We start from the raw sequence: 25927 nt of genomic DNA, 5'->3' as shown, positions 1-25927 counted from the left end.
GTAGCCTCACAAGGGTGTTGCTGGCCTCCTTGAACCCCGCAGCTGTCGCCGCGGGGGCCGAACTTGACGATGCCGTTTCGATCGACGGGACCGTGCTGAGCCGCAGCGACCTCGTCGGCGCCGCCACTTCGGTGGCCGAGCGCGTCGCTGTCGCCGGCCGCGTCGCGGTCTTGGCGACGCCGACCCCGACGACGGTCCTCGCCATCATCGGATGCTTGATCGCCGGCGTGCCGGTGGTGCCGGTCCCGGCCGACGTCGGCGTGGCAGAGCGCAGGCACATCCTCGCGGACTCGGGCGCCCAGGCCTGGCTGGGGGAGATGCCTGAGGACGGCGATGATCCTGCGGGGCTTCCATTGATCCCGGTCCGGCTGCACGCGCGGTCCTGGCACCGCTACCAAGAACCGCCAGCTGATTCGACCGCGATCATCATGTACACCTCCGGCACCACCGGAGCGCCCAAGGGGGTGCCGATCAGTCGTCAGGCCATCGCCGACGACATCGACGCGCTGGCCGAGGCGTGGCAGTGGACGTCCGCCGACACCCTGGTGCACGGGCTGCCGTTGTTCCACGTACACGGCCTGGTGCTTGGCCTGCTCGGCTCGCTGCGGATCGGGAACCGCTTCGTACACACCGGGAAACCGACACCGGCCGCGTACGCGCAGGCCCAGGGCACGCTGTATTTCGGAGTGCCGACGGTGTGGTCACGGGTGGTCAAGGACCTCGACTCGGCGCTGGCCCTGTCCACGGCGCGGCTGCTGGTCTCCGGTAGTGCGCCGCTGCCGGTACCGGTGTTCGACGAGTTGGTCCGGCTGACCGGGCACGCTCCGGTGGAGCGCTACGGCAGCACCGAATCTCTGATCACGCTGAGCACCCGGGTGGACGGTGAGCGCAGGCCCGGCTGGGTCGGGCTGCCGCTGGCCGGGGTGCAGACCAGGTTGGTCGACGACGAGGGTGCCGAGGTGCCGCACGACGGTGAGACCATCGGGCGGCTGCAGATCAAGGGCCCCATGGTGTTTGGTGGCTATCTCAACCGGCCCGAGGCCACCGCCGAAGCCTTCGATTCAGACGGTTGGTACCGCACCGGCGACGTTGCCGTCATCGATGCCGACGGCATGCACCGCATCGTCGGGCGTGAATCGGTGGATCTGATCAAGTCCGGCGGCTACCGCATCGGCGCGGGTGAGATCGAAACCGTGCTGCTGGGCCATGACGGCGTCGACGAGGTGGCCGTGGTCGGCATGCCCGACGAGGATCTCGGGCAGCGCATCGTCGCGTTCGTCGTCGGCACTGCCGCACCGGAAGTATTGATCGAGTTTGTCGCCCAACAACTTTCAGCACACAAGCGACCCCGCGAAGTGCGGCTGGTGGACAGGCTGCCCCGCAACGCCATGGGCAAGGTGATGAAAAAGGAACTGGCGCAATGGGACTGAGGTTCTCCGAGATCTGTATCGATGCCCACGATCCGGAAGCGCTGGGAGCGTGGTGGTCGAAGGTACTCGGCTGGCCCCATCACACCGATGCCGACGGCGACGTGATCCTCACCCCGCCACCCGGTGCCGGCCCTATCTGGTTGTTCACCGCCGTGCCGGAGGGCAAGCTGGTCAAGAACCGAGTGCATCCAGACTTCACCCCCGACGATCAGCAGGCTGAGGTGGACCGGTTGGTCGGTCTGGGTGCGCGACACGTCGACGTCGGCCAGGGCGACGAGACCTGGGTGGTGCTGGCCGACCCTGAAGGCAACGAGTTCTGCATACTCGCTGCCGAGTAGGTCCGGCTCCGCCGACGTGTTAACAAAAGGCGTAGCTTGGTCGATAGAGAGGTTGGAAAGCGCACGTCAACCTGCAGATGTTTGGAGGCCACACGTGAATCTCAAGAAGATCGTGGGAACAGCAATGATCGCCGGTGCACTGGGCACCGGATCCCTCGGGTTGGGCGCGGCTTCAGCGCAGGCTGACCCCGGCCCCCGTATTCCGTGGGTTCCCGGTCCGGGCTGGGTTGACTGGAATCCAGGCCCGAATCTACCGCCAGGGCAGATCAAGAAGTGGTGCCCTTGGCAATCCCCGCCAGGTCACTGGATCGGCGGCCCGCACGGGATCCCCTGCACATAGCCTGAGTCCCCGGACGCCGGCTTGTGTGTCTCCTATCCGCGATTTGTGACACACAAGCCGACGTTCGGCGGAAGAAAGCTAGTTGGCGTGCAGCGCCTCGTTGAGCGTGATGCCGGTGCCGTCACGCTTGACGACCTCGACGGCGCCCGAGAGTGAGTTGCGGCGGAACAGTAGGTTGTTCGCGCCCGAGAGCTCGACGGCTTTGGTGGTCTGCCCGTCGGCGGTGGTCACCTTGGTGCCGCCGGTGACATAGAGCCCGGCCTCGACCACGCAGTCATCGCCCAGCGAGATGCCCAGGCCGGCGTTGGCGCCCAGCAGGCAGCGCTTGCCCACCTTGATGACTTCTTTGCCACCACCGGACAGCGTGCCCATGATCGAGGCACCGCCACCGATGTCGGAGCCGTCGTCGACGACCACGCCCGCCGAGATCCGGCCCTCCACCATCGAGGTGCCCAGCGTGCCCGCGTTGAAGTTCACGAAGCCCTCGTGCATGACGGTCGTCCCGGCGGCCAGGTGCGCACCCAGGCGGACGCGGTCCGCGTCGGCGATCCGCACGCCCGCCGGCAACACGTAGTCGACCATGCGGGGGAACTTGTCGACGCCGTAGACCGCGACGGCACCGCGGCGGCGCAGCTTGGCCCGCACGGTTTCGAAGCCCTCGACCGCGCACGGACCGAAGTTCGTCCACACCACATTGGCCAGCGCACCGAAGATGCCGTCCATGTTGGCGCCGTGTGGGGCCACGAGCCGGTGTGAAAGCAGGTGCAGCCGCAGGTAGGCGTCGTGCGCGTCGGCCGGCTTGTCCGCGAGGTCGGTGATCGTGGTGCGCACCGCCACCACCTCGACACCGCGGTCGGCATCGGGGCCGGTCAGGCCCGCGAACTCGGCGGGGACATCGTCACCCGTGAGCTTCACCGTGCCGGCGTCGCCGGAGGCGCTCAGCTCAGGGGCGGGAAACCAGGTGTCCAGGACGGTCCCGTCGGCGGTGATGGTGGCCAGGCCGACGCCAGATGCTGCAGTCACGTTGGCCAAGGTTACTGGACTAGCCTCGGACACCATGGGGCTAGACCTGCGTGCTGATCCGATCGCGCTGACCGCTGCACTTGTGGACATCCCCAGCGAATCGCGCCATGAACGACTCATCGCCGACGAGATCGAGGCCGCGCTGCGTACGCAGGCACCGTGGTTCGAGGTGATCCGCAACGGTGACGCGGTGCTGGCCCGCACCAACCTGGGCCGATCGTCACGGGTGATGCTGGCCGGACACATCGACACCGTGCCCGCCGCCGACAACCTGCCAAGCCACATCAAGAACGGGGAGATGTGGGGCTGCGGCACCTCGGACATGAAATCCGGTGACGCGGTGTTCCTGCACCTGGCCGCCACCATCGCCGAGCCGAGTCACGACATCACCCTGGTGATGTACGACTGCGAGGAGATCGAGTCCAGCGCCAACGGGCTGGGTCGCATCGAACGCGAGCTGCCGGAGTGGTTGCAGGCCGACGTCGCGATCCTCGGCGAACCGTCCGGCGGTTACATCGAGGCCGGTTGTCAGGGCACGATCCGCGTCGTCGTCGGTGCGACCGGCACCCGAGCGCATTCCGCACGTTCCTGGCTGGGCGACAACGCGATCCACAAACTCGGTGCAGTGCTCGACCGGCTCACCGCCTATCAGCCCCGCAGTGTCGACATCGACGGCTGCGTGTACCGGGAAGGGCTGTCGGCGGTCCGGATCGACGGCGGCATCGCCGGCAACGTCATCCCCGACGCCGCCTCGGTGACCGTCAACTTCCGTTTTGCTCCCGACCGAAGTGTCGATCAGGCCGTCGCCCACGTGCACGAGGTGTTCGACGGCCTCGACGTCGACATCGAATTGACCGACGCCGCCCCGGGCGCCCTGCCGGGCCTGGCCAAACCCGCTGCCGCCGCGCTGGTGGCCGCTGCCGGGGGAGCCGTCCGCGCCAAGTACGGCTGGACCGACGTGTCGCGGTTCGCCGCGCTGGGGATTCCTGCCGTGAACTACGGACCGGGCGATCCCAACCTGGCCCACAAGGTCGACGAACGCGTCGAGGTCGCCCAGATCACCGCGGTCACCGACATGCTGAGGCGCTATCTGTCGTGAGCACCGTCCGTGTCGACAGCTGGATCTGGGCGGTGCGCATCACCAAGACCCGGTCCGCGGCGGCGGCCGCCTGTCGCGGCGGTCATGTGCGGGTCAACAACGTGCCGGCCAAACCGGCGCAGCACGTCAGTCCGGGCGACGAGGTGCGGGTCCGGCTTGACGGGCGGGAGCGGATCGTGGAGGTCATCCGCCCGATCGCCAAGCGGGTCGGTCCCGCCATCGCAGCGGAGTGCCTGATCGACCGCAGTCCGCCACCGCCGCCCAAGGAGATCCTGGCGGCCGCGCCCGTCCGCGATCGGGGTGCCGGTCGCCCGACGAAACGTGAACGGCGCCAACTGGATCGGCTGCGCGGAACCTTCTGAATCTAAATCGGTTGCATGCGTGCGTACTATGGGTAACGCATCTGCTGTCAACCGAGGTGGGCCGAAAACATGCTGGGAACTGACGATATCTCCGGGTGATCCCGAGAGTCGATTCGTCTTCCTGTCCCTCTGTGCGGTGCCTTTATGCCCGCATCACCCTGGAGTACCAGCATGTCTATTGTCTGTTCCCATTTGTCGTTCTCCTGGCCCGATGACGTCGAGCTGTTCTCGGATCTGTCGTTTTCGGTCGGCCCCGGCCGCACCGGACTGGTCGCACCCAACGGTGCCGGAAAGAGCACGCTGCTCAAGCTGATCGCCGGTGAGTACCTGCCGTCAGCGGGTTCGGTGACGGCTGACGGCGCCGTCGGCTACCTGCCCCAAAGCTTGCCGTTCACTTCTGATCTCACCGTGGCTGCGGTGCTGGGGATCGCCCCGGTGCTCGACGCGCTGGCCGCCTTGGCCGCCGGTGACGCCAGTGACGAGGTGTTCACCACCATCGGCGACGACTGGGACATCGAGGAACGCTCGCGTGCCCAGTTGGACCGGCTCGGTCTCGACGACCTGGCGCTGGACCGCCAGTTGGGGACGTTGTCCGGCGGGGAAGTGGTGTCCCTGGGGCTGGCGGCTCAACTGCTGAAGCGGCCGGGTGTTCTGCTCCTCGACGAGCCCACGAACAATCTGGACAGTGCGGCCCGGCGCCGCCTGTACGACGCGCTCGACAGCTACACCGGCTGCCTGTTGGTGGTCAGCCATGACCGGGTGTTGCTGGACCGGATGGATCAGATCGCCGAGCTGTACCGCGGTGAAATCATCTTCTACGGAGGCAATTTCACCGCCTACCAGGAAACTGTGGAGGCGGCGCAGTCCGTGGCCGAGGGCAACATCCGAAACGCCGAACAACAGCTCAAGCGTGAGAAGCGACAGATGCAGGAGGCGCGCGAGCGCGCTGCCCGACGCTCGTCGAACGCGGCACGCAACGTCAAGGACGCCGGGTTGCCGAAGATCGTGGCCGGCAAGCTCAAACGCGATGCGCAGGAATCGGCGGCCCGCGCCGATGACGTACACGCGAAGCGGGTCGATGATGCGCGAACCCGACTCGACGAAGCTGAACGAATGCTGCGCGAAGACAAGGTGATCGCGCTGGACCTGCCCGACACCGTGGTGCCTGCCGGACGTACGGTCTTCGCCGGAGAGGAGCTGCAGATCAGCCGTGGCGGCCAGAAACTGTTCGCCGGCAACGGTATTGGCTTGTCCATTCGCGGTCCGGAGCGCATCGCCCTGACCGGCCCCAACGGGGCGGGCAAGTCGACCCTGCTCCGGATCATCGACGGCGCGCTGGAGCCCGACTCGGGGACGGTGCAACGGGCCGACGGGCGTATCGCCTCCCTGTCGCAACGCCTGGATCTGCTGCCCGAGGACCGCACAGTGGCCGAGAGTCTGGCGGCTGCTGCCCCGAGTCTCTCGCACACTCGGCGGATGCATCTGTTGGCGCAGTTCCTGTTTCGCGGTGACCGCATCCACCTGCCGGTGGCGGCATTGTCGGGCGGGGAGCGGCTGCGGGCGACGCTGGCCTGCGTGCTCTATGCCGAGCCTGCACCCCAACTACTGCTGCTGGATGAGCCGACCAACAATCTGGACCTGGTCAGCGTCGGTCAGCTGGAATCGGCGCTGAACGCCTATCAGGGGGCTTTCGTCGTGGTGAGCCATGACGAACGGTTTCTCGAGGCCATCGGCATCGACCGCTGGCTGCGGCTGGATGGCGGCGAGCTGGGCGCTACTGCCGGCGCTGGTTGATGTTGTGGGCCTGGGCCGGCAACGTGCTGACGCCATAGCCGTCCTCCGGCCGCACACCGGCCGAGGCTCGGTCGCCCAGCTGCTCGTTGTACCCGAGGGCGCTGGCGCCGGCCTCGGCCCGATGGCCGGGTTCACCGTCGTGTTTGCGGTGCTCGGCGTCGTTCTTGTCGTCTTTTCCGTCGTGCTTGCCGTCATGCGGATCCGCGGGGCCGCCGTCAGTGCCGTCGCCCTGGCCATCCCCGGGGCCCTGATGGCCGGCGGCGTTGGCCTTGATGGCGTCCTCGGCTCCCGTGCCGCCGACATCGGCAGCCGTTGCCGCAGCATCGCCGCCGCCCCCGGCTGCCTGCGTGGCGGCCTCGACGATGCTTTGCACTCCCTGCATGACCTGCTGCGGTACCTGCGTCGCGGCCTGGGTCAGGCCCTGCAGTGGCTGAGTGACCGACTGCATCATCTGCCCGGCCATCTGGCTGAATTGGCCCATCATCTGGCCTGCGCCGTCGGCGCTGCCACCGGCCGAGCTTGCACCGCCACCGGCGGATGCCGAGGAGCCGGTGCCCTCGATCTGGTCGGCCTGGGCCTTGAGTCGTTCGGCGGCCGCCAGGTCACCACGCGCATATGCCTGCGACGCCTGGCCGAGTAGTTCCGACATTCTGCCGGCGGCGAACTGGGTGGCGCCCAGCGCGCTCTCCCTCGACGACTGTGCGCCATTCGTCGCATTCAGTGCCGGGTGTGCGATGGTGCCGAGGCTGCTGGTCAGACTGGAGGCACCAGGGGCGCTACCGAGAAGATTGCTGACATCCGAGCTCACATCGCCCATTTGCTGCTGCCAGTTGCCCATGGCGCTGATGTCGGCGATGTACTGATTCATCGAGCCCCCTCAAGATCGCTGAGTCTAACTGCGCATTCTACGGTCGGTGCGGGCGGATGCTGTGCGGCAGTTCGTCGATCGGGGTCCGGCCGTCCGGGCACATGGGTCCTGGCACGTGGGTTATTTGGGTGGCAGTTGCCCGGGCGGCAAGTCAACCACGGATTGCCGGCCCCGCCCTCTTTGCTCTATCGGTCGCCGAGCATCTGGGTGTCTTTTTTGCCGTTTTCGTCGCCGCCTGCGGGTGCGAACTGTTGGGTCTTCAGCTCGTCGTACCCGGCTTTGAGCGCTTCGATCCGGCCCTTGCTCTCGGTCATGCCGACCGTGGAACTTTCGATGACCTCGCTGATGTCTCCCATGCCTTTGCTGATGATGGCGAGCAGCATCTTCTTGCCGGCTTCGCTGTTCGGGACCGATGCTGCCAAGCTGGAGACCCAGTCGCGAGTTCGATCGAGGCTCTCGCGGCCGGCGGTGACGATGTTGGCGGCGTTCTTGATTTCGGCGGCCATCTTCTGGTCCAGGTCTGCGAGTTTCTCGTAGATGTCGGCGTGCTTCTTGTTGGCCGCCGCGTAAGCCTCCGACGCGGTGCCTTGCCAACGGGCATCGGGTGCGGCCGCCTCGACCCCGGCCTTCATCTGCCGTAGGCGAGCGCTGCCGTCGAACTGCGAGCCGTCGTCCGGGGTGCCCGCCCCGAAGGTCTCCCGCGCCTTGTTCCACGTCGAATAGAACCCGTCAAGCGCACTCACCCCGATGTCTCCCCGGTCGGCATGATCGAAGTTTACGGTCCTGTCACAGACATCCGATCCGTGAACTCACTTCAACGCGACGCCTGGCGTAAGGCATCCTCAGCCGCGGCAACCATCCCGACGTCGCGATACCGCTCGGCGACGTCGGCCAACGCCGCACCGTCCCCAGCGGCCAGCGCACGCGCGTGGTCCAGCGTCAGCTGCCCGAACAGGCAATCCAGCTCGACGCGAGCGAGCGCGTCGACCGCGCGCGTATCGCCGAGTCGCACGCCGTCGTGCAACGCCCGCAGCATCACCGCGGATTGCTCGCCGCGCTCGGCGGCCTTGGCGGCCTCGCGCGCCGCGGTCACCGCACCCAACGAATCCTTACGGGCAAAGCACGTCCAGGCGCGGGCCAGGGACAATTCCGGCGCGAACAACATCGACTTGAGACCGTGTCGGGATTCCGCACGTGACAATGCTTTTCCGGCCTCGACCGGCATGCCCCGTTGCCCGAGGGCCTGAGCCGACAGCATCCACGCCAGCGGACCCCAGGAGTACCCGGTCGGCGCCAACGCGGCAGTTGCCTTGCGTAACAAGGCAATCGCCTCATCGAGCTGACCGCGCACCAACAACACGTCGGCCATCAGCACCTCGCCCACCGCGCGACCGGGCTGCAGCAGCTGGGTGAAATCGGTGATCCTCTGAGCCAGCTCCTCGGCGCGGTCCAGCCGGCCGGTCATCAGTAGCGCCGTGGTTTGACCGAACCCGCTGGTGAACCGCAACAGGCCCGGATGCCCTGCCGTCAACGCGCGCTCGGCCATCGCGTCCACCCGGTCGAAGGCGCCCAGGCGCGCGCAACTGAGCGCCGCCGTCGACCCCGCCCAGCCGATCGCGGTGTCATCAGCGGCGGGGGAGGCCAGCACCTCCAGTGCCAGGCCCAAAGCCCGTTGGGGCGCACCGGCATTCATCGCAAAGGTAGCTGCGAGTGCGTCGAGCGTGGTCTGTGCCCTCGGCGTCGACACCCGTCGGCGGGTGGCCTTCAGGAACGCGGTGGCGCGTTCGGGTTCTGACAACATCCAGAACTGATTGGCCGCCTGCGGCAACGCCCACGCCATCAGTTGATCCTCTGGCAGGTCGGCCGGGTCGATCTGTCCCAACACGGCATCGGCCTCACGGCCGCGGCCCTGCCAGGCCAACGCATACGCCAGGGTCAGCAGACCGGTGAATTCGCCACCGGACGCTGTCGCGGCCCGTCCCAGCCGTTCGCTCAGCTCCAGGTCGCCCAATCGCAGCGCCTCGCCTGCCGCGCCGACGAGTTCCCCGGCGGGAAGGGGCACGTCGCTGTCGAGGGCCAGTACCGCCACACGCAGCCGGTCGACGACACCGGGCCGCGGCGCCGCGGACAATCTCTCGACCACCGCGTTGCGCAACCGTCGCAGGTCGGGCCCGCCGACGGTGGCACGCATGGCGCTCAGAAACAGCGGATGCACACAGTGCACCATCCCGTCGCCGACGCGAACCACGCCGCTGTCCTGTGCAGCTTGCACGGCGCCGGTGCTGGTCAGTGCCGCCAGATCGGCAACGGGCAGCGGATCGTGCACCGCCAGCTGTCGCAATACCCCGGCCACGTCGTCGGGCAGATCGGCGAGAAACGTGTCCACCTGGTCGGCCAGTCGGGCGTCGTCGTGGCCCGGCGGCGACATCTCGACGCGGTTCACCAGCCGGTCACCCCACAATGCCGCGACGTCGTCGGGCGCCCCCGCAGATGCGGTCACGATGAGTTTGGCCGCACCGGTCACGGCGAGTTGGTAGACGAGCGCCGCCGACAACCGATCCAGCAGATGTGCGTCGTCCACGACAACCAACAGTCCGGATCCGAGCGCCTCACGCGCCGCGCGCATCACCTCGGCGGTCTTGCCTGTCGAGGGGATGTCGATCAGGTGCGCGACCGCTGCAAAGGGAACTGTCGCAGCCGATTCCGTGCCGGTGATCCACAGGACGCGACGGAAATCCGGGGTGAGATGTTCGGCAGCGGTGCGGGCCACCGACGACTTGCCCACTCCGGCGGGACCGAGTAGCGCCGCGCCGCAGCGTTCGTGCAGGCCGGCTTCCAGGCCGTCGAGCACACGGTCACGTGGTGCGATCACCCAGTCGACAGCCATCCACCGAATCCTATGGTGGGCCGCCGCCGTTCAACGCTGATTCGACATCCGGGTGCGCCGAGATCGCGTCGTCCATACCGCAGCCGGCGATGACTCGTCGGATGCTCGGCAGCGTGGTGACGAGTCGCACCGTGACTCCCTGCTGACGGCTGTCGACGGCCTGTTTGGCCAGGGCGACCAGTGCTCCGCAGCTCATGAAATCCAGGGACCCGCCGTCGACGACGAGTATCGAACCATCGGGAGCGGCGGCTGCCGACTCACCGAGCATGCGTTCCCACGTGGGCTCGTTGTGGGCATCGACCTGTCCGAAGACCTGAACGATGAGGCCTTCGGGTATGGGGTGAGCCATCCAGTGCAGCTCGTGATCTTGCCGGTTCGATTCCACGATGAAACCGAGCATACCGATCTTGGTTTACGTTGTAAACGAGGCTGCTCAGTGCCCGTCGAGCCAGGTTTCGATGCGATCGAGGAGGGCTTCCAACGCTTCCTCGAACTCGTCGGAGCTGTGATCCTCCGCCAGCATCGGCTGCAACCGTCGCAAGTTCGGGTAGTCGGCCAGCGACGTATCGGGCCGCGGCTCGGCGTCGAGAGTCGCTTCCTCCGGGCTGAGGGCGACACCGCGTGCAGACACCTCCAGCAGCAACTGGCCCACCAGGAACGTGGTGTATGTCCGGTAGGCGGCCACGGCTGCGCTGTCGCTGAACCCATAGGAGATCAGCGTCTCCAGGAAGGTCTCCATCCAGCGCAGGCTGCGCAGTGGCGGCCGCACCCACGGGGCCTCCGGCGCCTCGGTCGCCACCAGAGGGAACACGTCGGGATGGTCGAGGGCGATCTGGCGCACTCCGTGACCCAGCCGTAGCAGGAAGTCCTGCCAGCCGTCCTCCTGTCGGCGCGCGGCGAGCTGATCTGCGTACAGGCGGTCCACGATGTGATCGACCACGCCGGTCAGCAGGTCGCCACGGCTGTGCACATAGCGGTACAACGCCATGGCTTCGACACCGCACGCCGTGCCCAGTCGCCGCATGGTCAATTTCGTCAGACCGTCGCGGTCGATCAGCTCGATCGCGGTGTCCAAGATGAACTCGCGATTCAACCTTGTCGGTTGATCGACATCGTCAGTCACCAGGATCGTCCCTCCGCGTTCAGCTCAGTGTCCCTGCGAGCCGGGGCTTAGTCCATCAGCAACGGACATCAGCAACAGACATCAGCAACAGACATCAGCAACGGACCTGTCATCCGCCACCCGACATCAGCCACCCGACATCGACGGTTCACCACCACCCTCTAGGTTGTGTGCGTGTCCGGTGAAACTGACCGCGAGTTTGCGGTGTGTGTCTATTGCGCCTCGGGTCCCACCCATCCCGAGCTGCTGGCCCTGGCCAGTGAGGTAGGGGTGGCGATCGCCAAGCGCGGATGGACGCTGGTCTCCGGTGGCGGCAACGTGTCGGCGATGGGTGCGGTCGCCCGGGCGGCGCGATCGAGCAACGGTCGCACGGTCGGCGTGATCCCCAAGGCACTCGTTCACCGCGAGCTCGCCGACGTGGACGCCGCTGAGCTGGTGGTCACCGACACGATGCGGGAGCGCAAGAAGGAGATGGAGGACCGCTCCGACGCGTTCATCGCGCTGCCCGGCGGCATCGGCACGCTGGAGGAGTTCTTCGAGGCCTGGACAGCGGGCTATCTCGGGATGCACGAGAAGCCGGTGGTGCTGCTCGACCCGTTCGGTCACTACGACGGCTTGTTGAAATGGCTGCGCGGACTCGTCGCCTCGGGTTACGTGAGTGATGCAGCTCTGGATCGGTTGATTGTCGTCGACGAGGTCTCCGCCGCGCTCGAGGCGTGCGAGTCGGTTACCTAGAACCGGCGGTAACGGCGGTTACCAGCGCGGCTATGGTGTTGCCCACACGACAGCCACTTCGAGACCCATAACAACGCGCAGGGGGAGACCGCATGACCGACCAGAAATCGGGCACCAGGAGCAGCGTCGGCCTACTCGACCTCGCCAGCCAGGTACCCGGTCTGCTGATGGATGCGCCGGTCATCGTGCGAGGTGTAGTCACCGGAATGATGGCCCGGCCGACCGCCAAGACCTCGATCGGCAAGGTGTTCCAGGAGCGCGCCGCCCAGTACGCCGACCGGGTTTTCCTCAAGTTCGGCGACGAGCGCATCACGTATCGCGAAGCCAACGAGACCGTCAACCGGTATGCGGCAGTCCTCGCCGCCAAGGGTGTCGGCCACGGCGACGTCGTCGGGGTGATGCTGCGCAACTCGCCCGATGCGGTCCTGCTGATGCTGGCGATCGTCAAGTGCGGCGCTGTCGCAGGCATGCTCAACTACCACCAGCGCGGCAAGGTGCTGGCCCACAGCTTCGGACTGCTCGACGCCACCGCCGTGGTGGCCGAGTCCGATCTGATCGAGCACGTCACCGACTGCGGGGCCGAGGTCAACGGCCTGATCACGGTCGAGGAGCTGCGCCGGCTGGCGGCCACCGCGCCGACCACCAACCCGGCCAGCGCGTCCGCCGTCCTGGCCAAGGACAAGGCGTTCTACATCTTCACCTCGGGCACCACCGGCATGCCCAAGGCCAGCGTCATGACGCACTACCGCTGGCTGCGTGCCCTGGCCGGATTCGGTGGCCTCGGGCTTCGGCTGCACAGCAACGACACCCTGTACTGCTGCCTGCCGCTCTATCACAACAACGCCCTGACGGTCTCGGTCGGTTCGGCACTGAACTCGGGTGCCGCCCTGGCCCTGGGCAAGTCGTTCTCGGCATCCCGGTTCTGGGACGAGGTCATCGCCTACGACGCGACCGCCTTCGTCTACATCGGTGAGATCTGCGGCTATCTGCTCAACCAGCCGCCCAAACCGACCGACCGGGCACACAAGGTCCGCGTGATCGTCGGCAACGGGCTGCGCCCGGCCATCTGGGACGAGTTCACCCAGCGCTTCGGCATCCCGCGCGTCTGCGAGTTCTACGCCGCCAGCGAGGGCAACACCGCCTTCGTCAACGTCTTCAACGTGTCGAAGTCCACCGGCATCTGCCCGAGTCCCGTCGCCTTCGTCGAATACGACGCCGACAGTGGCGAACCGGCCCGTGGCGCCGACGGCCGGCTGCGCAAGGTCAAGCGCGGCGAGCCCGGCCTGATGCTCTCCAAGATCAACGCGCTGCAGCCGTTCGACGGTTACACCGACAAGGCCGCCAGCGAGAAGAAGCTGGTGCGCAACGCCTTCAAGGAAGGCGACGTCTGGTTCAACACCGGCGACCTGATGCGTTCCCAGGGGCTGGGCCACGCCGCGTTCGCCGACCGGCTCGGCGACACGTTCCGGTGGAAGGGCGAGAACGTGGCCACCACCGAGGTGGAGGCGGCTGTTGCGAGCCATCCGCTGATCGAGGAGTGCACCGTGTTCGGCGTCGAGGTGCCCGGCGCCGGTGGTCGCGCCGGGATGGCCGCTGTGCAGCTCAAGGGCGGCAAGGAATTCGCAGGCAAGGAGCTGGCCGACGCGTTCTACGCGCACCTGCCGGCCTACGCCGTGCCGCTGTTCGTCCGCGTCGTCACCGAACTGGCGCACACCTCGACCTTCAAGAGCCAGAAGGTCGACCTGCGCAAGCAGGGGTATGGATCCGACATCGAGGATCCGCTGTACGTGCTGGCCGGCCGCGAGGAGGGCTACGTGCCCTTCTACCCGGAATACCCCGACGAAGTGACGGCCGGTAAGCGGCCGAAGTAGGCGGGCGCCTGCAGCTCCGCGCGGATTTCACGCCTGGGTCGTCGATCGCGTCCGGCGACGACCGACAGGTAGAAAACGACGCGGAAGCTGGCGCGAATACTGCTGCGGTTGAGCCACCGGGCACTATGGAGGCGTGTTGACGACGTTCTGCGGGCGCCCGGTCGCGGCTGACCGTGCCCTGATCATGGCGATCGTCAACCGGACCCCGGACTCCTTCTACGACCGCGGCGCCACCTTCACCGACGACGCGGCCAAGGCCGCTGCCCAGCGCGCGATCGACGACGGTGCCGACGTGATCGACGTGGGCGGCGTCAAAGCAGGCCCCGGCAGCATGGTCGACGCCGAAGAGGAGATCGCCCGCGTCGTGCCGTTCATCGAATGGCTGCGCACCACCTACCCCGACCAGTTGATCAGCGTCGACACCTGGCGCGCCGCCGTGGCCAAGCAGGCCTGCGCGGCTGGGGCCGATCTGATCAACGACACCTGGGCAGGTGCGGATCCAGGTCTGCCCGAGGTGGCCGCCGAGTTCGGCGCCGGCCTGGTCTGCTCACACACCGGCGGCGCGGTGCCGCGCACCCGGCCGTTCCGGGTGAACTACGGGATCACCGAACGCGGCGTCGTCGACGACGTCATCGCCGAGGTGACCGCGGCGGCCGAGCGGGCGGTAGCAACGGGTGTGCCACGCGACCGGATACTGATCGACCCCACCCATGATTTCGGTAAAAACACTCATCACGGTCTTAGTTTGTTGCGTCACGTAAAAGATCTTGTTAAGACCGGATGGCCAGTCCTGATGGCGCTGAGCAACAAGGATTTTGTCGGGGAGACTCTGGGTGTGGATCTGACCGAACGCCTGGAGGGCACCCTGGCCGCGACGGCACTCGCCGCCGCGGATGGAGCCGCGATGTTCCGGGTACACGAGGTCGGACCCACACGGCGCGTGCTGGAGATGGTCGCGTCGATCCAGGGAGTGCGGGCACCCGCACGAACAGTGAGGGGGTTGGCATGACCGCTCTGCCTGATCTGTCCGTCGCCGACGGAGTCGTCGGCCACCGCTGGCTGACCGACCACAGCTGGAACCGGCCGAGCTGGACCATCGAAGAGCTGGAGGCCGCCAAGGCGGGCCGCACGGTCTCGGTGGTTCTGCCTGCCCTCAATGAGGAAGAAACCGTCGCGTCCGTCGTCGAGACCATCACCCCGTTGCTCGGCGGGCTGGTCGACGAGCTGATCGTGCTCGATTCGGGGTCCACCGACGACACCGAGATCCGCGCCGTCGCCGCCGGGGCCCGGGTGGTCAGCCGCGAGGTGGCGCTGCCCGAGATCGCGCCGCAACCGGGCAAGGGCGAAGTGCTGTGGCGGTCGCTGGCCGCCACGACGGGCGACATCATCGCCTTCGTCGACTCCGACCTGATCGATCCCGACCCGATGTTCGTGCCCAAGCTGCTGGGCCCGCTGCTCACCGCCGACGGGGTGCACCTCGTCAAGGGGTTCTACCGGCGGCCGCTCAAGGTGAGCGGCGCCGAGGACGCGAACGGTGGCGGCCGGGTCACCGAGTTGGTGGCGCGCCCGCTGCTGGCCTCGTTGCGTCCCGAGTTGAACTGCGTGTTGCAGCCGCTGGGCGGCGAATACGCGGGCACCCGCGAACTGCTGACCTCGGTGCCGTTCGCGCCGGGCTACGGCGTGGAGATCGGCCTGCTGGTCGACACCTACGACCGGCTCGGCCTCGATGCCATTGCCCAGGTGAACCTCGGCGTCCGGGCGCATCGGAACCGGCCGCTGACCGAGCTCGCCTCGATGAGCCGCCAGGTCATCGCGACCTTGCTGTCGCGGTGCGGGATCGCCGATTCGGGGGTGGGGCTGACGCAGTTCTACGCCGACGGCGACGACTTCACCCCGCGGGTGTCTTCGGTGTCCCTGGCCGACCGCCCGCCCATGGTCACCCTGCGCCCGCGCTGACGGTCTGCCTTCAGTTCCGGGCCACGACGGAACCGGTAGCGGCGTCGACGCTGACTTCGTGAAGGGTGTTCGCGGAATCGACGACGTCCGCCTCCCACACCGTGGTGCCGTCGCGGTCGTCCAGGTTCAATTCGGTGATCCGGCCGTCGACGGCCTTGGTGACAGCGTCGACAGCTGCGCGGAAGTCGAGCTTGGCGGCCTGGATGCGGCTGCGGTGTTTGGCTGTGTCCTTGGCGTCCTCCGGCTTGGCGAGCGGGCCGCTCAGAACTTGGGTGCCATCGGCGGAGACCTCGACCTCGTGCTCGACGCCATCGGTCGTGACGACCTGAACCTCCCATTGCGTGTCGTCGCGCTCGGTCTCGATGGAGGACACGGTGCTGCCGGGAACAGTGCCTCGCGCCGTCTCCGCTGCCGCCAGCAGAGCGGTGTTGCCCTTCGCGGTCGCCTGCGGCGGGGACTGGGTGGGGGCCGACGCCGCGCTGGTCCCGTCCTGCTTGTCCGGATTGGCTGTCGTCGGCGCTTGGCCTCCGCCACAAGCGACCACCGCGGCCATCGCAGTCGCGGCTCCAGCCATGAGCAGGGCAGTTGCAGGCGTTCGGTTGCCAGGCATTCTGATCCACCTTCCTGGGACGATTCGGCATCTTCTGCCCACGTAACCACCGGCCGGTGGTGTGGCGCCAGGTCTCGTCGGTGCTGTCGTGGATAGTGGACCCTGATGGACTCGAATTCCTACGTGATTGCGTGGTGTTTGCAGTGACACTGATACTGCTGTACCTCGTGGTGCTGGTTCTGGTGGCCACGGTGCTGTTCGGACTGGGCAGCGTCATCTTCGGCCGCGGTGAGACGCTGCCGCCGCTGCCACGGGGCACCACCGCCACGGTCCTGCCGGCCTCGGGTGTCACGGGTGCCGATGTGGATGCGCTCAAGTTCGCCCAGGCCGTCCGTGGATACAAGACCAGCGAAGTGGACTGGGTGCTCGATCGGCTGGGCCGCGAACTCGACGCGGTGCGCGGGGAGCTGGCTGCGGTGCGCGCTGCGTACGGTGTGCCCGACGACTTCGACGAGGTTGCCGACGACGAGGAAGAAGTGTCGGCCACCGCAGGCGAGGTCCGCACCTCGGACGAGTCATGACCGACGACGGCAAGACCCGCTGCGGCTGGGCAGTCTCAGCCAGCAGCTCAGCTGCGGGAGACACCCTCTACCGCGACTATCACGACACCGAGTGGGGTCGCCCGCTGCGGGATTCTGGTGCGCTGTTCGAGCGGATCAGCCTGGAGGCCTTCCAGAGCGGGTTGAGCTGGCTGACGATCCTGCGCAAGCGGGAGAATTTCCGGGCCGCGTTCGACGGGTTCGATGCGGACGCCGTCGCGAGGTACACCGACGACGACGTCGAGCGGTTGATGGCCGACGCGGGGATCGTGCGCAACCGGGCCAAGATCGTCGCGACCATCGCCAATGCCCAGGCGGTCACCGAGCTCGACGTAGACCTCGGCGAGCTGTTGTGGTCGTTCGCGCCCCCGGCCCGGCCGCGGCCCGCTGACCTGGCCCAAGTACCTGCCGTCACCCCGGAATCGACCGCGATGGCCAAGGAACTCAAGCGGCGGGGCTTCAAATTCGTCGGCCCGACCACGGCATATGCGTTGATGCAGGCCACCGGGATGGTCGACGACCATGTCGCGACCTGCTGGGTCCCGGCGCAGTAATTGTGACCGGTAAAACATGCCTTCGGTCGGTATCCGACGGGTCTTTGCACAAGCACAGCCGCGGATAAGGAACAATAGGGCTAGTTCAGTAGCAGTTCAACGCCGGGTGCCGCCAACGAGTGGGCGGCTTCGGCCCCAACCTGGCCCGCTGACACGGGTCGGCACTGTTGGAGGGAGCACTCGATGGCGGCGATGAAGCCCCGGACCGGTGACGGTCCACTGGAAGCAACCAAAGAGGGGCGAGGAATCGTTATGCGAGTACCGCTGGAAGGCGGTGGGCGCCTCGTTGTCGAACTGACTCCCGACGAGGCCGCTGCGCTGGGCGACGAACTCAAGGCCGTCACCAGCTGATCGGCTCGCAAGGTGACCGCTCAGGCGGACACCTTGCGGTATATCTCCAGGGTCTGTTCAGCGATGTGCGCCCAGGAGAACTCGGCGATGCAGCGCTGGCGCCCGGCCTCGCCGTACTTTCGGGCGGTTTCCGGCTCCGCCACGAGTGAGTTGACCGCATCGGCCAGACGCATCTCGAAGAAGCGTGGATCGCTGGCGTCGTAGTGCACGAGCAGCCCGGTCTGCCGGTCGGCGACCACCTCGGGGATGCCTCCGACGTCGGACGCGACGACCGGCGTCGAACACGCCATCGCTTCCAGGTTCACGATACCCAACGGCTCATACACCGAAGGGCATACGAAAACCGTTGCAGCGGAGAGTATTTCGCGAATCTTGTTGATCGGCAGCATCTCGCGCACCCAGAACACGCCGGTGCGGGCCCGGGCCAGCTCGGCCACCGCTGAGGACACCTCGGCGGCGATCTCGGGGGTGTCAGGGGCGCCGGCACACAACACCAGCTGCACCTCGGGGCTGAACCGATGGGCCGCGGCCACCAGGTGGGCCACACCCTTCTGACGGGTGATGCGCCCGACGAACGCCACGATGGGTCGGCCCAGGTCAACCCCGAGCTCGGCGAGCACCGAGTCGGTGTCGGCAGGCGGAGTCGGGTACCAGACGTCGGTGTCGATCCCGTTGCGCACCACGTGGACCCGGCCGGGGTCGAGTGCCGGATAGGTGCGCAGCACGTCGTGGCGCATGCCGGAACTCACCGCGATGACCGCGTCGGCGGCCTCGATCGCGGTCCGCTCCACCCAGGACGACACCCGGTAGCCCCCGCCGAGTTGCTCGGCCTTCCACGGACGCAGCGGCTCGAGGGAATGCGCGGTCAGCACGTGCGGGATGCCGTAGAGCAGCCCGGTCAGGTGCCCGGCCATTCCGGCGTACCAGGTGTGCGAGTGCACCACCGTGGCGGCGGCGGCCGAGTTGACCATGTTGAGATCCGCGGACAGCGTCGACAGAGCCGGGTTGGCACCACGCAGCGCGGGATCGGGCTGCGCCACGAAGGCGCCGTCACGCGGGGCGCCCATGCAGTGCACGTCGACGTCGCAAAGCTGACGCAACTGGGCGACGAGTTCGGTCACATGCACACCGGCACCGCCGTACACCTCGGGTGGATATTCCCGAGTCATCATGGCCACCCGCATATCCGAGACGGTAGTAGGTCTTGGCGGGTCTAGCTACGCGCCGCAGACTTCTGTTGCCATTGGCTGGCCGCGTTGCTGGTTGGCGGATAGGTTTGGACCCATGAGGGAGTTGCCACATGTGCTGGGCATCGTTCTGGCCGGGGGAGAGGGCAAGCGGCTGTACCCGTTGACCGCCGATCGAGCCAAGCCGGCAGTTCCCTTCGGCGGTGCTTACCGGCTGATCGACTTCGTGCTGTCCAATCTCGTCAACGCCCGTTACCTACGGATCTGTGTTCTGACGCAATACAAGTCGCATTCACTGGACCGTCACATCAGCCAGAACTGGCGTCTGTCGGGTCTGGCCGGCGAGTACATCACCCCGGTGCCGGCCCAACAGCGGCTCGGTCCGCGTTGGTACACCGGCTCGGCGGATGCGATCTACCAGTCGCTCAACCTGATCTACGACGAAGATCCCGACTACATCATCATCTTCGGCGCCGACCACGTGTACCGCATGGATCCCGAGCAGATGCTGCGGTTCCACATCGACAGCGGGGCCGGGGCGACTGTGGCCGGCATCCGGGTACCCCGCGCGGAGGCCAGTGCGTTCGGCTGCATCGACGCCGACGACTCTGGGCGCATCAAGGATTTCGTCGAGAAGCCCGCGGACCCGCCGGGCACGCCCGACGATCCCGAGCAGACCTTCGTGTCGATGGGCAACTACATCTTCACCACCAAGGTGCTCATCGACGCGATCCGCGCCGATGCCGACGACGACCACTCCGACCACGACATGGGCGGCGACATCATTCCCCGGCTGGTGTCCGACGGGATGGCGGCGGTCTACGACTTCAACAACAACGAGGTGCCCGGCGCCACCGAACGTGACCACGGCTATTGGCGCGACGTCGGAACCCTGGACGCGTTCTACGACGCGCACATGGACCTGGTGTCGGTGCACCCGGTGTTCAACCTGTACAACAAGCGCTGGCCGATCCGCGGCGAGTCGGAGAATCTGGCCCCGGCCAAGTTCGTCAACGGCGGCTCGGCACAGGAGTCGGTCGTCGGCGCCGGGAGCATCATTTCCGCGGCGTCCGTACGCAATTCGGTGCTGTCCTCCAACGTGGTGATCGACGACGGTGCGATCGTGGAGGGCAGCGTGCTGATGCCGGGCGTGCGGATCGGCCGCGGCGCGGTGGTGCGCCACGCGATCCTGGACAAGAACGTGGTGGTGGGCCCGGGCGAGATGGTGGGCGTGGACCTCGACAAGGACCGGGAACGGTTTGCGATCAGCGCGGGCGGCGTGGTCGCCGTCGGCAAGGGTGTGTGGATCTGACGCGTCCGCCGCATCGCCGAACCGGATTCACTCCCAGGGGTCTACCGCGGCAGGGCGGGGAGCTGCATTGCTGCGTGCGTTGATGCCGACCTTGGCTTCACTGCGTCGTCGGCGCCACCGCCACAGCCGGAAAGCACCCCAGATCAGCGCCAACAGCGCGACGAGCACCAGGATCGGCAGCAGGATCGCCACGAAGACCAGTCCGACACTCGTGACGTCCTCGACAGTGGACAACACCGGGGCGGCTACGCCGGCGGTGGCGACGTTGGCGGCCGGCCGCACCGTCGATTTGGTCAGCGACACCACGAGTGCGGTCACCGCGCCGATCGCCACCGGAATCCATTGGCCGGACTGGGCGAACGCGCCAGGATCGGCGACCGCGGCGGTCTGGGACGCGGTGCCCGAGCCGAACACGATGCCGCCCGCGGTCGGGCGCACGAAGGTCTGGATGGTGTCGTTGATGGAATCGAGCGCGGGGATCTTGTCGGCGACCACTTCGACGATCAGCAAGACCGCGACGATCGCCATCACCCAGCCGTTCTCCAGCCACGACCACCCCGGCGGCAATGACACCAGATGGGTGAAGCGTGACAGCAGGCCGAGGGCCAGCAACGGGATGTAGGCATTGAGCCCCGCCGCAGTGGCCAGGCCGAAGCCGGTCAACAGTTCCATTACTGCAGTATGCGGCGAACTCCGCCCCAGACCCGGCGGTTCGTCGTTATCGGCTCTGAGTCCGCGTCGTGGCCTCTCACATCGCAGTCCTCACCAGACGTAGGGCAGCAGCCGGTAACGGACCTTCCCGGCATACGCGTCGTAGCCGTCGAGTTCGGCGCGCAGGAGCTTCTCCTCGTCGACTATGCGCATGGCGAGTATCGCGATACCCGGGATCATGAGCAGCAATCCCCAGTACGAGCCGAGAGCCGGCGGGATGCCGATCATCATGATCACGTTCCCGGCGTACATCGGATGGCGCACCAGCCGATACAGGCCGGTGGACACGACGGTCTGGCCCGCCTCCACGATCACGTTGGCCGCGGCGTAACTGTTCTGGCTCACCACGAGCATCGCGGCGCCGAGTCCCACGGCCACCAACGCGTTGCCGACGACCGACACCCAGGCGGGGACGGCCGACCAGCCGAACCGGTGGTCCAGGACGCTCACGATGACCATCGCAGCCAGGAAAGTGAACGCCAACGTGCTGGCGACCTTTTGCAGTGGTCTGGTCTCGGCGACCGGTCCGGCGCGCATCCGGCGTCGCAGCGCTTCCGGATCATGCACCGCCAGGTATCTGCTCGGGAGGAGAGTGGTCAGGGCGAACACCGCGAGGAATGCCCACCCCTGCCAGTAGTCGAACGTCCCGGCCGGACCGAACACCAGTGCACCGAATACGACCAGTCCGATGACGGCCGACACGGCGGTGAATAGACCGGTCTTCACGTCGCAGTCCTCACCAGACGTAGGGCAGCAGCCGGTAGGGCACCTTCTGCGTGTACCCGTCGTAGCCGTCGAGTTCGGCTCGCAGCATCTTCTCCTCGTCGGCGATCCGCACGCCGAAGATCGGTATCGAGGCGATCGAAACGAGTAGGGCCCAGTAAGAACCCAGCGCCAGTGGGGTGCCGAACATCATCAACACCGCGCCGAAATACATCGGGTGTCGGACCAGACCGTAAAGCCCCGTCGAGACGAGCGGCTGGTCGTCCTCCACCTGGATACTGGCGCCGGCGAAGCTGTTCTGGAAGACCACCGTCTGCGCGAGGATGAGCCCGACCGCCACCAGGACGTTGCCGAGGATTACGACGGCGACCGGCACGCTGGACCAGCCGAACCGGTGGTCGAGCGCACTGAGGGCAAACGCCGCGAAGGCCGAGCCCGTGACCGCCCAGATGACGATCTTCTGCACGATCCGCGTTTCCGCGGTGGGCCCACCGTGGAGGCGTCGTTGCAGGGCAGCCGGGTCTCTGACCGCGAGATAAATGCTCGGGACCATGGTGGTTGCCATGAACACGGCAATGAAAACCCAGGCCTGCCAATAGTGGAACGTGCCGGCCGGCCAGAACAGCGTCACGGCGAACAATGCCAGGCCGAACACGCCCGAAGCGATCGTCTGAAGTGCAAGTTTCATCAACTGTCTCCTGTTCGGGTTCACACCGCGTCGCGGTTGCGATAGATCAAGCCCGCGATGGCCGCCAGAACCGTTGCGGTGACGAGCATTACCACCAGGGCCATGGCCGGGAACTGGCTCGGCACGGTGGTCTGGCCGACCGGGGACAGCTCGATCAGCCAGCGCGGGAGCCGTAGCAGCGCCCCGAGGTACAACGCGGTGATCACGAAGGTGACTGCCAGCCAGGCGATCCAGGGCGAACGCAGAGCCACGGCCAGGGCCGCGACCGAGGCGAGCACCGCCAGCGCGGGGAGATAGGCCAGCGCGGCCAGGGTGAGGCGGATGATGGTGCCCGGCTCACCAAGAGTCAGCCCGGCACCGAGGCCGTTGCCCAGGCCGGCGCAGAACATCAGGATCGCCGACCCGGCAAGCGCGCAGCCGACCGCGCCCAACAGCCAGCGCCACCGTGACACCGCCCCGGCCAGAACCGGCTCGCCCAGTCCGTTCTGCTCGTCGGTGTACACCCGCAGCACCACCGATGAGACATACGCCGTGGCCGCCGCGGCCAGGAACTGAGTCATGGTGGTGTAGATGCCGTCGTTGCCCGTCGCGGACAGCAATCGGGCGATCAGCTCGTTGGTCTTGGCCGCGTCCATCAGAGCTTTCGTCATCGAGCCGAATACCAGCCCGGCCACGAACAGTCCCACTGCCCAGCCGATCGTCTGGCCGCGTTGCAGCGTCAGGTGCAGCCGCAGCGGGCCGGTGATGGCAGGGGCGTCGGGACGCTCACCCGTCGACGCGATAGTCCCCGCATCGTATTGACGACGGCTCTCCAGCACTGCGGCCACGGCCATCAATCCGACCGCCAGAATGACCAACAACCCGAACGGCCACCAGCGCAGATCGACGAACGGGCGCATCTGCTGCGCCCAGGCGATGGGGGAGAACCAGCTCAGGGTGCTGCCGGAGTTGTCGATGACGTCACCGGCCCCGCGCACCAGCGCGGCCACCGCCAGGGTCGCCATCGCTGCGCCCGACGCGGTGCGGGACTGGCGCCAGAGTTGGGCGGTCACGGCGGCGACCGCGCCGAACACCATCGCCACCCCCGTGATGCCCAGGCTCATGGCGGCGGTGTCGACGACGGCGAAACCGGTGGAGGCCATCGCCAGCGTCATCGTGAGTGCCAGCACCGCGTTGACTCCGCCGACCAGCGTCAGAGCCGCAGCCGTTCGGGCGTAGCGGCCCACCACGGAGGACAGCACCAGCTCTGCGCTGCCGTTCTCCTCCTCGGCGCGGGTATGACGAATCACGGTGAGAATGGCCAGGATCGAGGTGGCGATGGTCAGGGTGAGAGTCAGCTCGTTGGCCATCATCACGCCGAGGTCGGTTTCGTTCACGCCGAACATCGGGCCGCCCAGCATCATCCCGGCAGGTGTCTTCAGCAGGTTGACCCGGGCCAGGCGTTGTTCCTCTCCGGGGTAGGCCAGGCGAATTGCGTTGGGGGCGTACACCATCATCAAGCTGATGGTGGCGACCCACACGCTCAGCCGGACCCGGTCCCGGCGTAGTGCCAACTTCAGCAGCGTGCTGATACCGGTGAACGGCGATGTGCCCGTTCGCGGCCGTCGGGCGGGCCGGGCCGGAGCGATTGCGGTGGTCACCGGGTCGCCCCCTGGTACTCGCGCAGGAACATGTCCTCCAGCGACGCTGGTGTGACCGTCAGATCCTCGATGCCGAGGTCGGTCAGGTGCTCGAGGGTGAACTCAAGGTCGGCCCGGTCCACCGAGAAGGACACGGTGCCATCGTTAGTCGCGAAGTCGTGCACATACGGGGTGTTCTGCAGTGCCCGGCCGTCGGAGCGGGTGCGGGCGCTGACCTTGGTGCGCATCAGGTGCCGTAGTTCGGCGAGGGTGCCGGAACGTACCGTGCGTCCGGACCGGATGATCGTCACGTTGTCGCAGAGCTTTTCGACCTCGGCCAGGATATGGCTCGACAGCAGGACCGCGGCACCCTGCCCGGCCACCTCGCCTACACACTGCTGAAATGCCCGTTCCATCAACGGGTCCAGCCCGGACGTCGGCTCGTCGAGAATGTAGAGGTCGGAGTGGCAGCTGAACGCCGCCACGATGGCGACCTTCTGCCGGTTGCCCTTGGAGTAGGTGCGGGCCTTCTTGTGCGGGTCCAGTTCGAACCGTTCGATCAGTTCGTCGCGTCTGCGGGTGTCGCTGCCGTTCCCGCGCAGCCGGCACAGGAAATCGATGGCCTGCATGCCGGTCAGGTTGGGCCACAGGGTGACATCGCCGGGGACGTAGGCGATGCGGCGGTGCAGTGCGACCGCGTCGCGCCACGGGTCGCCGCCCAGGAGTCGCACGGTGCCCCCGTCGGCGCGGAGCAGGCCCAGCAACACCCGGATCGTGGTGGACTTACCGGCCCCGTTGGGCCCGAGGAATCCGGTGACGTCGCCAGGGGACACGCTCAGATTCAGCCCATCGAGTGCCTTGGTGTGTCCGAAAGACTTTGACAGTCCGCGGATTTCGACGGAGTGGTTCACGCTGGCTCCTTCTTGTCGGTGGTCGTGGCGGTGTCGTCGGTGCCGGAACTGAACGGGATGCCTTGTTCGCGCTGGTGCAGGAATGCGTCGTACATCGTCGAGTCGGTCATCAGACCGTCGGTGTAGAGCTCGAGGGCCGGCAGCATCATGTCCTCGCCGTAATCCCGCAGCACCCGGCGCAGATCCGTTGGGTCGTCGTGCATCTGCAGGTACAGCAGAAATCCGCCGCCGCTGCAGATCGCCATGAAGCGGGCGCGCGCTTTCGGGTCGCGGCTGGGTTTGAGCACTCCGGTCCGCACGCCTTCTTCGAGGTACTGCTCGGCGTTGTCGACCATGGTGCGCCAGAACGTCTTCGCCAGGTCACTCCCGGACTGCATGCTGCGGACCAGGTAGGCCATCAGCGGCGCGTAGGACTCGATCTCGGACATCTGGGCCATCCAGGTGGCGGGGTCGCCGTTCTGCAGCGACTCGGTCTTGGCCTCGCGCACCACCTCGGCCACATAGGCGTCGCACGCCTTGCGTAGCCCTTCCTTCGAACCGAAGTGGTGGATCACCAGGGCGGCGCTGACGCCCGCGGCCTCGGCGATGGTGCGCAGTCCCACGCTGAATCCGTGTTGCCCGTACTGCTCGATCGCGGCGTCGCGGATCCGGGCCACTGCTGTTCGATCATCTCGATCATCGACTGAACGCATGTTCAATACGCTAAACGCGCGTTCAGCGCTTGGTCAAGGGGGTGGCCCGTCAGGAATCCGTAAAGAAAAAGTTCGGCGCGGGACAGCGCTCCGTGCCGAGCAGACGCGCGGGTACCCGAAAAACCCGGGCAGCGGGTACCTGCGCGTCTGCTCAGCCGGAAGCGACCGGGGTGAGGTCAGGAAGAGGCGGGGAGAGGCGGCGGG

27 protein-coding genes are annotated in these 25927 nt (G+C 67.0%); 13 read left to right on the top strand and 14 right to left on the bottom strand.

The window, feature by feature from the left end:
• Nucleotides 1-14 precede the first annotated feature (14 nt).
• Both A5779_RS24215 and A5779_RS24210 read left to right on the top strand, forming a co-directional pair.
• Complete coding sequence (locus A5779_RS24215; protein ID WP_064886284.1) at nucleotides 15-1430, top strand: acyl-CoA synthetase; 1416 nt, start codon at nucleotides 15-17, stop codon at nucleotides 1428-1430.
• Nucleotides 1421-1768, top strand: a complete 348-nt coding sequence (locus A5779_RS24210; RefSeq protein ID WP_064886283.1) for a VOC family protein — start codon at nucleotides 1421-1423, stop codon at nucleotides 1766-1768. The genes A5779_RS24215 and A5779_RS24210 overlap by 10 nt, the downstream gene beginning before the upstream one ends.
• A gap of 418 nt (nucleotides 1769-2186) precedes the next feature.
• On the opposite strand, the gene dapD is transcribed toward A5779_RS24210, so the two are convergent.
• On the bottom strand, nucleotides 2187-3131 hold the full coding sequence (dapD, locus tag A5779_RS24205) for a 2,3,4,5-tetrahydropyridine-2,6-dicarboxylate N-succinyltransferase (protein ID WP_064886295.1): 945 nt from the start codon (nucleotides 3129-3131) through the stop codon (nucleotides 2187-2189).
• A gap of 34 nt (nucleotides 3132-3165) precedes the next feature.
• Here dapD and dapE point away from each other — a divergent pair, with 34 nt between their 5' ends.
• The 3 genes from dapE to A5779_RS24190 all read left to right on the top strand — a co-directional run bounded on the left by dapE (nucleotide 3166) and on the right by A5779_RS24190 (nucleotide 6386).
• Nucleotides 3166-4230: a succinyl-diaminopimelate desuccinylase gene (gene dapE, locus A5779_RS24200; RefSeq protein ID WP_064886282.1), complete on the top strand. Its 1065-nt coding sequence runs from the start codon at nucleotides 3166-3168 to the stop codon at nucleotides 4228-4230.
• The gene (locus A5779_RS24195; RefSeq protein WP_064886281.1) at nucleotides 4227-4592 is read left to right on the top strand and encodes an Hsp15 family ribosome-associated heat shock protein; all 366 of its coding nucleotides are present in this window, start codon (nucleotides 4227-4229) and stop codon (nucleotides 4590-4592) included. The genes dapE and A5779_RS24195 overlap by 4 nt, the downstream gene beginning before the upstream one ends.
• A 171-nt stretch (nucleotides 4593-4763) precedes the next feature.
• Entirely contained in the window at nucleotides 4764-6386 is a 1623-nt protein-coding gene (locus A5779_RS24190) for an ABC-F family ATP-binding cassette domain-containing protein (RefSeq protein ID WP_064886294.1), read from the top strand.
• On the opposite strand, the gene A5779_RS24185 is transcribed toward A5779_RS24190, so the two are convergent.
• The 5 genes from A5779_RS24185 to A5779_RS24165 all read right to left on the bottom strand — a co-directional run bounded on the left by A5779_RS24185 (nucleotide 6367) and on the right by A5779_RS24165 (nucleotide 11264).
• Complete coding sequence (locus A5779_RS24185) at nucleotides 6367-7254, bottom strand: type VII secretion target (RefSeq protein WP_064886280.1); 888 nt, start codon at nucleotides 7252-7254, stop codon at nucleotides 6367-6369. The genes A5779_RS24190 and A5779_RS24185 overlap by 20 nt on opposite strands.
• Before the next feature lie 185 nt (nucleotides 7255-7439).
• Nucleotides 7440-7997 carry an EspA/EspE family type VII secretion system effector gene (locus A5779_RS24180; RefSeq protein WP_064886279.1) on the bottom strand — a complete coding sequence of 186 codons (558 nt, stop codon included), beginning with the start codon at nucleotides 7995-7997 and terminating at the stop codon, nucleotides 7440-7442.
• A 71-nt stretch (nucleotides 7998-8068) separates the two neighbouring features.
• Nucleotides 8069-10141, bottom strand: coding sequence for a hypothetical protein (locus A5779_RS24175; protein ID WP_064886278.1), 2073 nt, complete (start codon nucleotides 10139-10141; stop codon nucleotides 8069-8071).
• Between the two features lie 10 nt (nucleotides 10142-10151).
• Nucleotides 10152-10541, bottom strand: a complete 390-nt coding sequence (locus A5779_RS24170; protein ID WP_064886277.1) for an anti-sigma factor antagonist — start codon at nucleotides 10539-10541, stop codon at nucleotides 10152-10154.
• A gap of 33 nt (nucleotides 10542-10574) precedes the next feature.
• Nucleotides 10575-11264 (bottom strand): TetR/AcrR family transcriptional regulator, encoded by a 690-nt coding sequence (locus tag A5779_RS24165; RefSeq protein WP_269085850.1) that lies wholly within the window; start codon nucleotides 11262-11264, stop codon nucleotides 10575-10577.
• A 174-nt stretch (nucleotides 11265-11438) separates the two neighbouring features.
• Here A5779_RS24165 and A5779_RS24160 point away from each other — a divergent pair, with 174 nt between their 5' ends.
• From A5779_RS24160 to A5779_RS24145, 4 genes are all read left to right on the top strand, one after another.
• Complete coding sequence (locus tag A5779_RS24160) at nucleotides 11439-11999, top strand: cytokinin riboside 5'-monophosphate phosphoribohydrolase (protein ID WP_055116475.1); 561 nt, start codon at nucleotides 11439-11441, stop codon at nucleotides 11997-11999.
• A 92-nt stretch (nucleotides 12000-12091) separates the two neighbouring features.
• Nucleotides 12092-13870 (top strand): long-chain-acyl-CoA synthetase FadD6, encoded by a 1779-nt coding sequence (fadD6, locus tag A5779_RS24155; protein ID WP_064886275.1) that lies wholly within the window; start codon nucleotides 12092-12094, stop codon nucleotides 13868-13870.
• Between the two features lie 133 nt (nucleotides 13871-14003).
• On the top strand, nucleotides 14004-14879 hold the full coding sequence (gene folP / locus A5779_RS24150) for a dihydropteroate synthase (RefSeq protein ID WP_064886274.1): 876 nt from the start codon (nucleotides 14004-14006) through the stop codon (nucleotides 14877-14879).
• Nucleotides 14876-15826 carry a glucosyl-3-phosphoglycerate synthase gene (locus A5779_RS24145; RefSeq protein ID WP_064886273.1) on the top strand — a complete coding sequence of 317 codons (951 nt, stop codon included), beginning with the start codon at nucleotides 14876-14878 and terminating at the stop codon, nucleotides 15824-15826. The genes folP and A5779_RS24145 overlap by 4 nt, the downstream gene beginning before the upstream one ends.
• Before the next feature lie 10 nt (nucleotides 15827-15836).
• On the opposite strand, the gene A5779_RS24140 is transcribed toward A5779_RS24145, so the two are convergent.
• Complete coding sequence (locus tag A5779_RS24140) at nucleotides 15837-16436, bottom strand: PepSY domain-containing protein (RefSeq protein WP_064886272.1); 600 nt, start codon at nucleotides 16434-16436, stop codon at nucleotides 15837-15839.
• A gap of 143 nt (nucleotides 16437-16579) precedes the next feature.
• Here A5779_RS24140 and A5779_RS24135 point away from each other — a divergent pair, with 143 nt between their 5' ends.
• The 3 genes from A5779_RS24135 (at nucleotide 16580) to A5779_RS24125 (ending at nucleotide 17880) form a co-directional block, all read left to right on the top strand.
• Complete coding sequence (locus A5779_RS24135) at nucleotides 16580-16957, top strand: DivIVA domain-containing protein (RefSeq protein ID WP_064886293.1); 378 nt, start codon at nucleotides 16580-16582, stop codon at nucleotides 16955-16957.
• Nucleotides 16954-17529, top strand: a complete 576-nt coding sequence (locus A5779_RS24130) for a DNA-3-methyladenine glycosylase I (RefSeq protein ID WP_064886271.1) — start codon at nucleotides 16954-16956, stop codon at nucleotides 17527-17529. Before A5779_RS24135 ends, A5779_RS24130 begins: the two co-directional genes overlap by 4 nt.
• Nucleotides 17530-17712: 183 nt before the next feature.
• Nucleotides 17713-17880: a DUF3117 domain-containing protein gene (locus tag A5779_RS24125; RefSeq protein WP_003885506.1), complete on the top strand. Its 168-nt coding sequence runs from the start codon at nucleotides 17713-17715 to the stop codon at nucleotides 17878-17880.
• Between the two features lie 20 nt (nucleotides 17881-17900).
• Here the strand turns inward: A5779_RS24125 and glgA are convergent, their stop codons facing one another.
• Entirely contained in the window at nucleotides 17901-19064 is a 1164-nt protein-coding gene (glgA, locus tag A5779_RS24120; protein ID WP_064886270.1) for a glycogen synthase, read from the bottom strand.
• Nucleotides 19065-19164: 100 nt separating this feature from the next.
• Between glgA and glgC the strand changes: the two genes are divergently transcribed.
• Nucleotides 19165-20379 (top strand): glucose-1-phosphate adenylyltransferase, encoded by a 1215-nt coding sequence (gene glgC / locus A5779_RS24115; RefSeq protein WP_064886269.1) that lies wholly within the window; start codon nucleotides 19165-19167, stop codon nucleotides 20377-20379.
• Between the two features lie 27 nt (nucleotides 20380-20406).
• Here glgC and A5779_RS24110 read toward each other — a convergent pair whose 3' ends face one another.
• From A5779_RS24110 to A5779_RS24085, 6 genes are all read right to left on the bottom strand, one after another.
• The gene (locus A5779_RS24110) at nucleotides 20407-21051 is read right to left on the bottom strand and encodes a DUF4126 domain-containing protein (RefSeq protein WP_064886268.1); all 645 of its coding nucleotides are present in this window, start codon (nucleotides 21049-21051) and stop codon (nucleotides 20407-20409) included.
• Nucleotides 21052-21141: 90 nt separating this feature from the next.
• Complete coding sequence (locus tag A5779_RS24105) at nucleotides 21142-21816, bottom strand: methyltransferase family protein (protein WP_064886267.1); 675 nt, start codon at nucleotides 21814-21816, stop codon at nucleotides 21142-21144.
• Between the two features lie 10 nt (nucleotides 21817-21826).
• Complete coding sequence (locus A5779_RS24100) at nucleotides 21827-22501, bottom strand: methyltransferase family protein (protein WP_064886266.1); 675 nt, start codon at nucleotides 22499-22501, stop codon at nucleotides 21827-21829.
• A gap of 20 nt (nucleotides 22502-22521) precedes the next feature.
• Nucleotides 22522-24141: an ABC transporter permease gene (locus A5779_RS24095; protein ID WP_110777679.1), complete on the bottom strand. Its 1620-nt coding sequence runs from the start codon at nucleotides 24139-24141 to the stop codon at nucleotides 22522-22524.
• Nucleotides 24138-25031, bottom strand: a complete 894-nt coding sequence (locus A5779_RS24090; protein ID WP_064886265.1) for an ABC transporter ATP-binding protein — start codon at nucleotides 25029-25031, stop codon at nucleotides 24138-24140. Before A5779_RS24090 ends, A5779_RS24095 begins: the two co-directional genes overlap by 4 nt.
• The gene (locus tag A5779_RS24085) at nucleotides 25028-25723 is read right to left on the bottom strand and encodes a TetR/AcrR family transcriptional regulator (RefSeq protein WP_064886264.1); all 696 of its coding nucleotides are present in this window, start codon (nucleotides 25721-25723) and stop codon (nucleotides 25028-25030) included. The genes A5779_RS24090 and A5779_RS24085 overlap by 4 nt, the downstream gene beginning before the upstream one ends.
• Nucleotides 25724-25927: the final 204 nt, after the last annotated feature.

This window comes from Mycolicibacterium peregrinum, from assembly GCF_001665625.1.
Classification (GTDB): domain Bacteria; phylum Actinomycetota; class Actinomycetes; order Mycobacteriales; family Mycobacteriaceae; genus Mycobacterium; species Mycobacterium peregrinum_B.
Note: the sequence above shows the minus strand (reverse complement) of the source record. Positions and strands in the feature narration are given on the sequence as shown.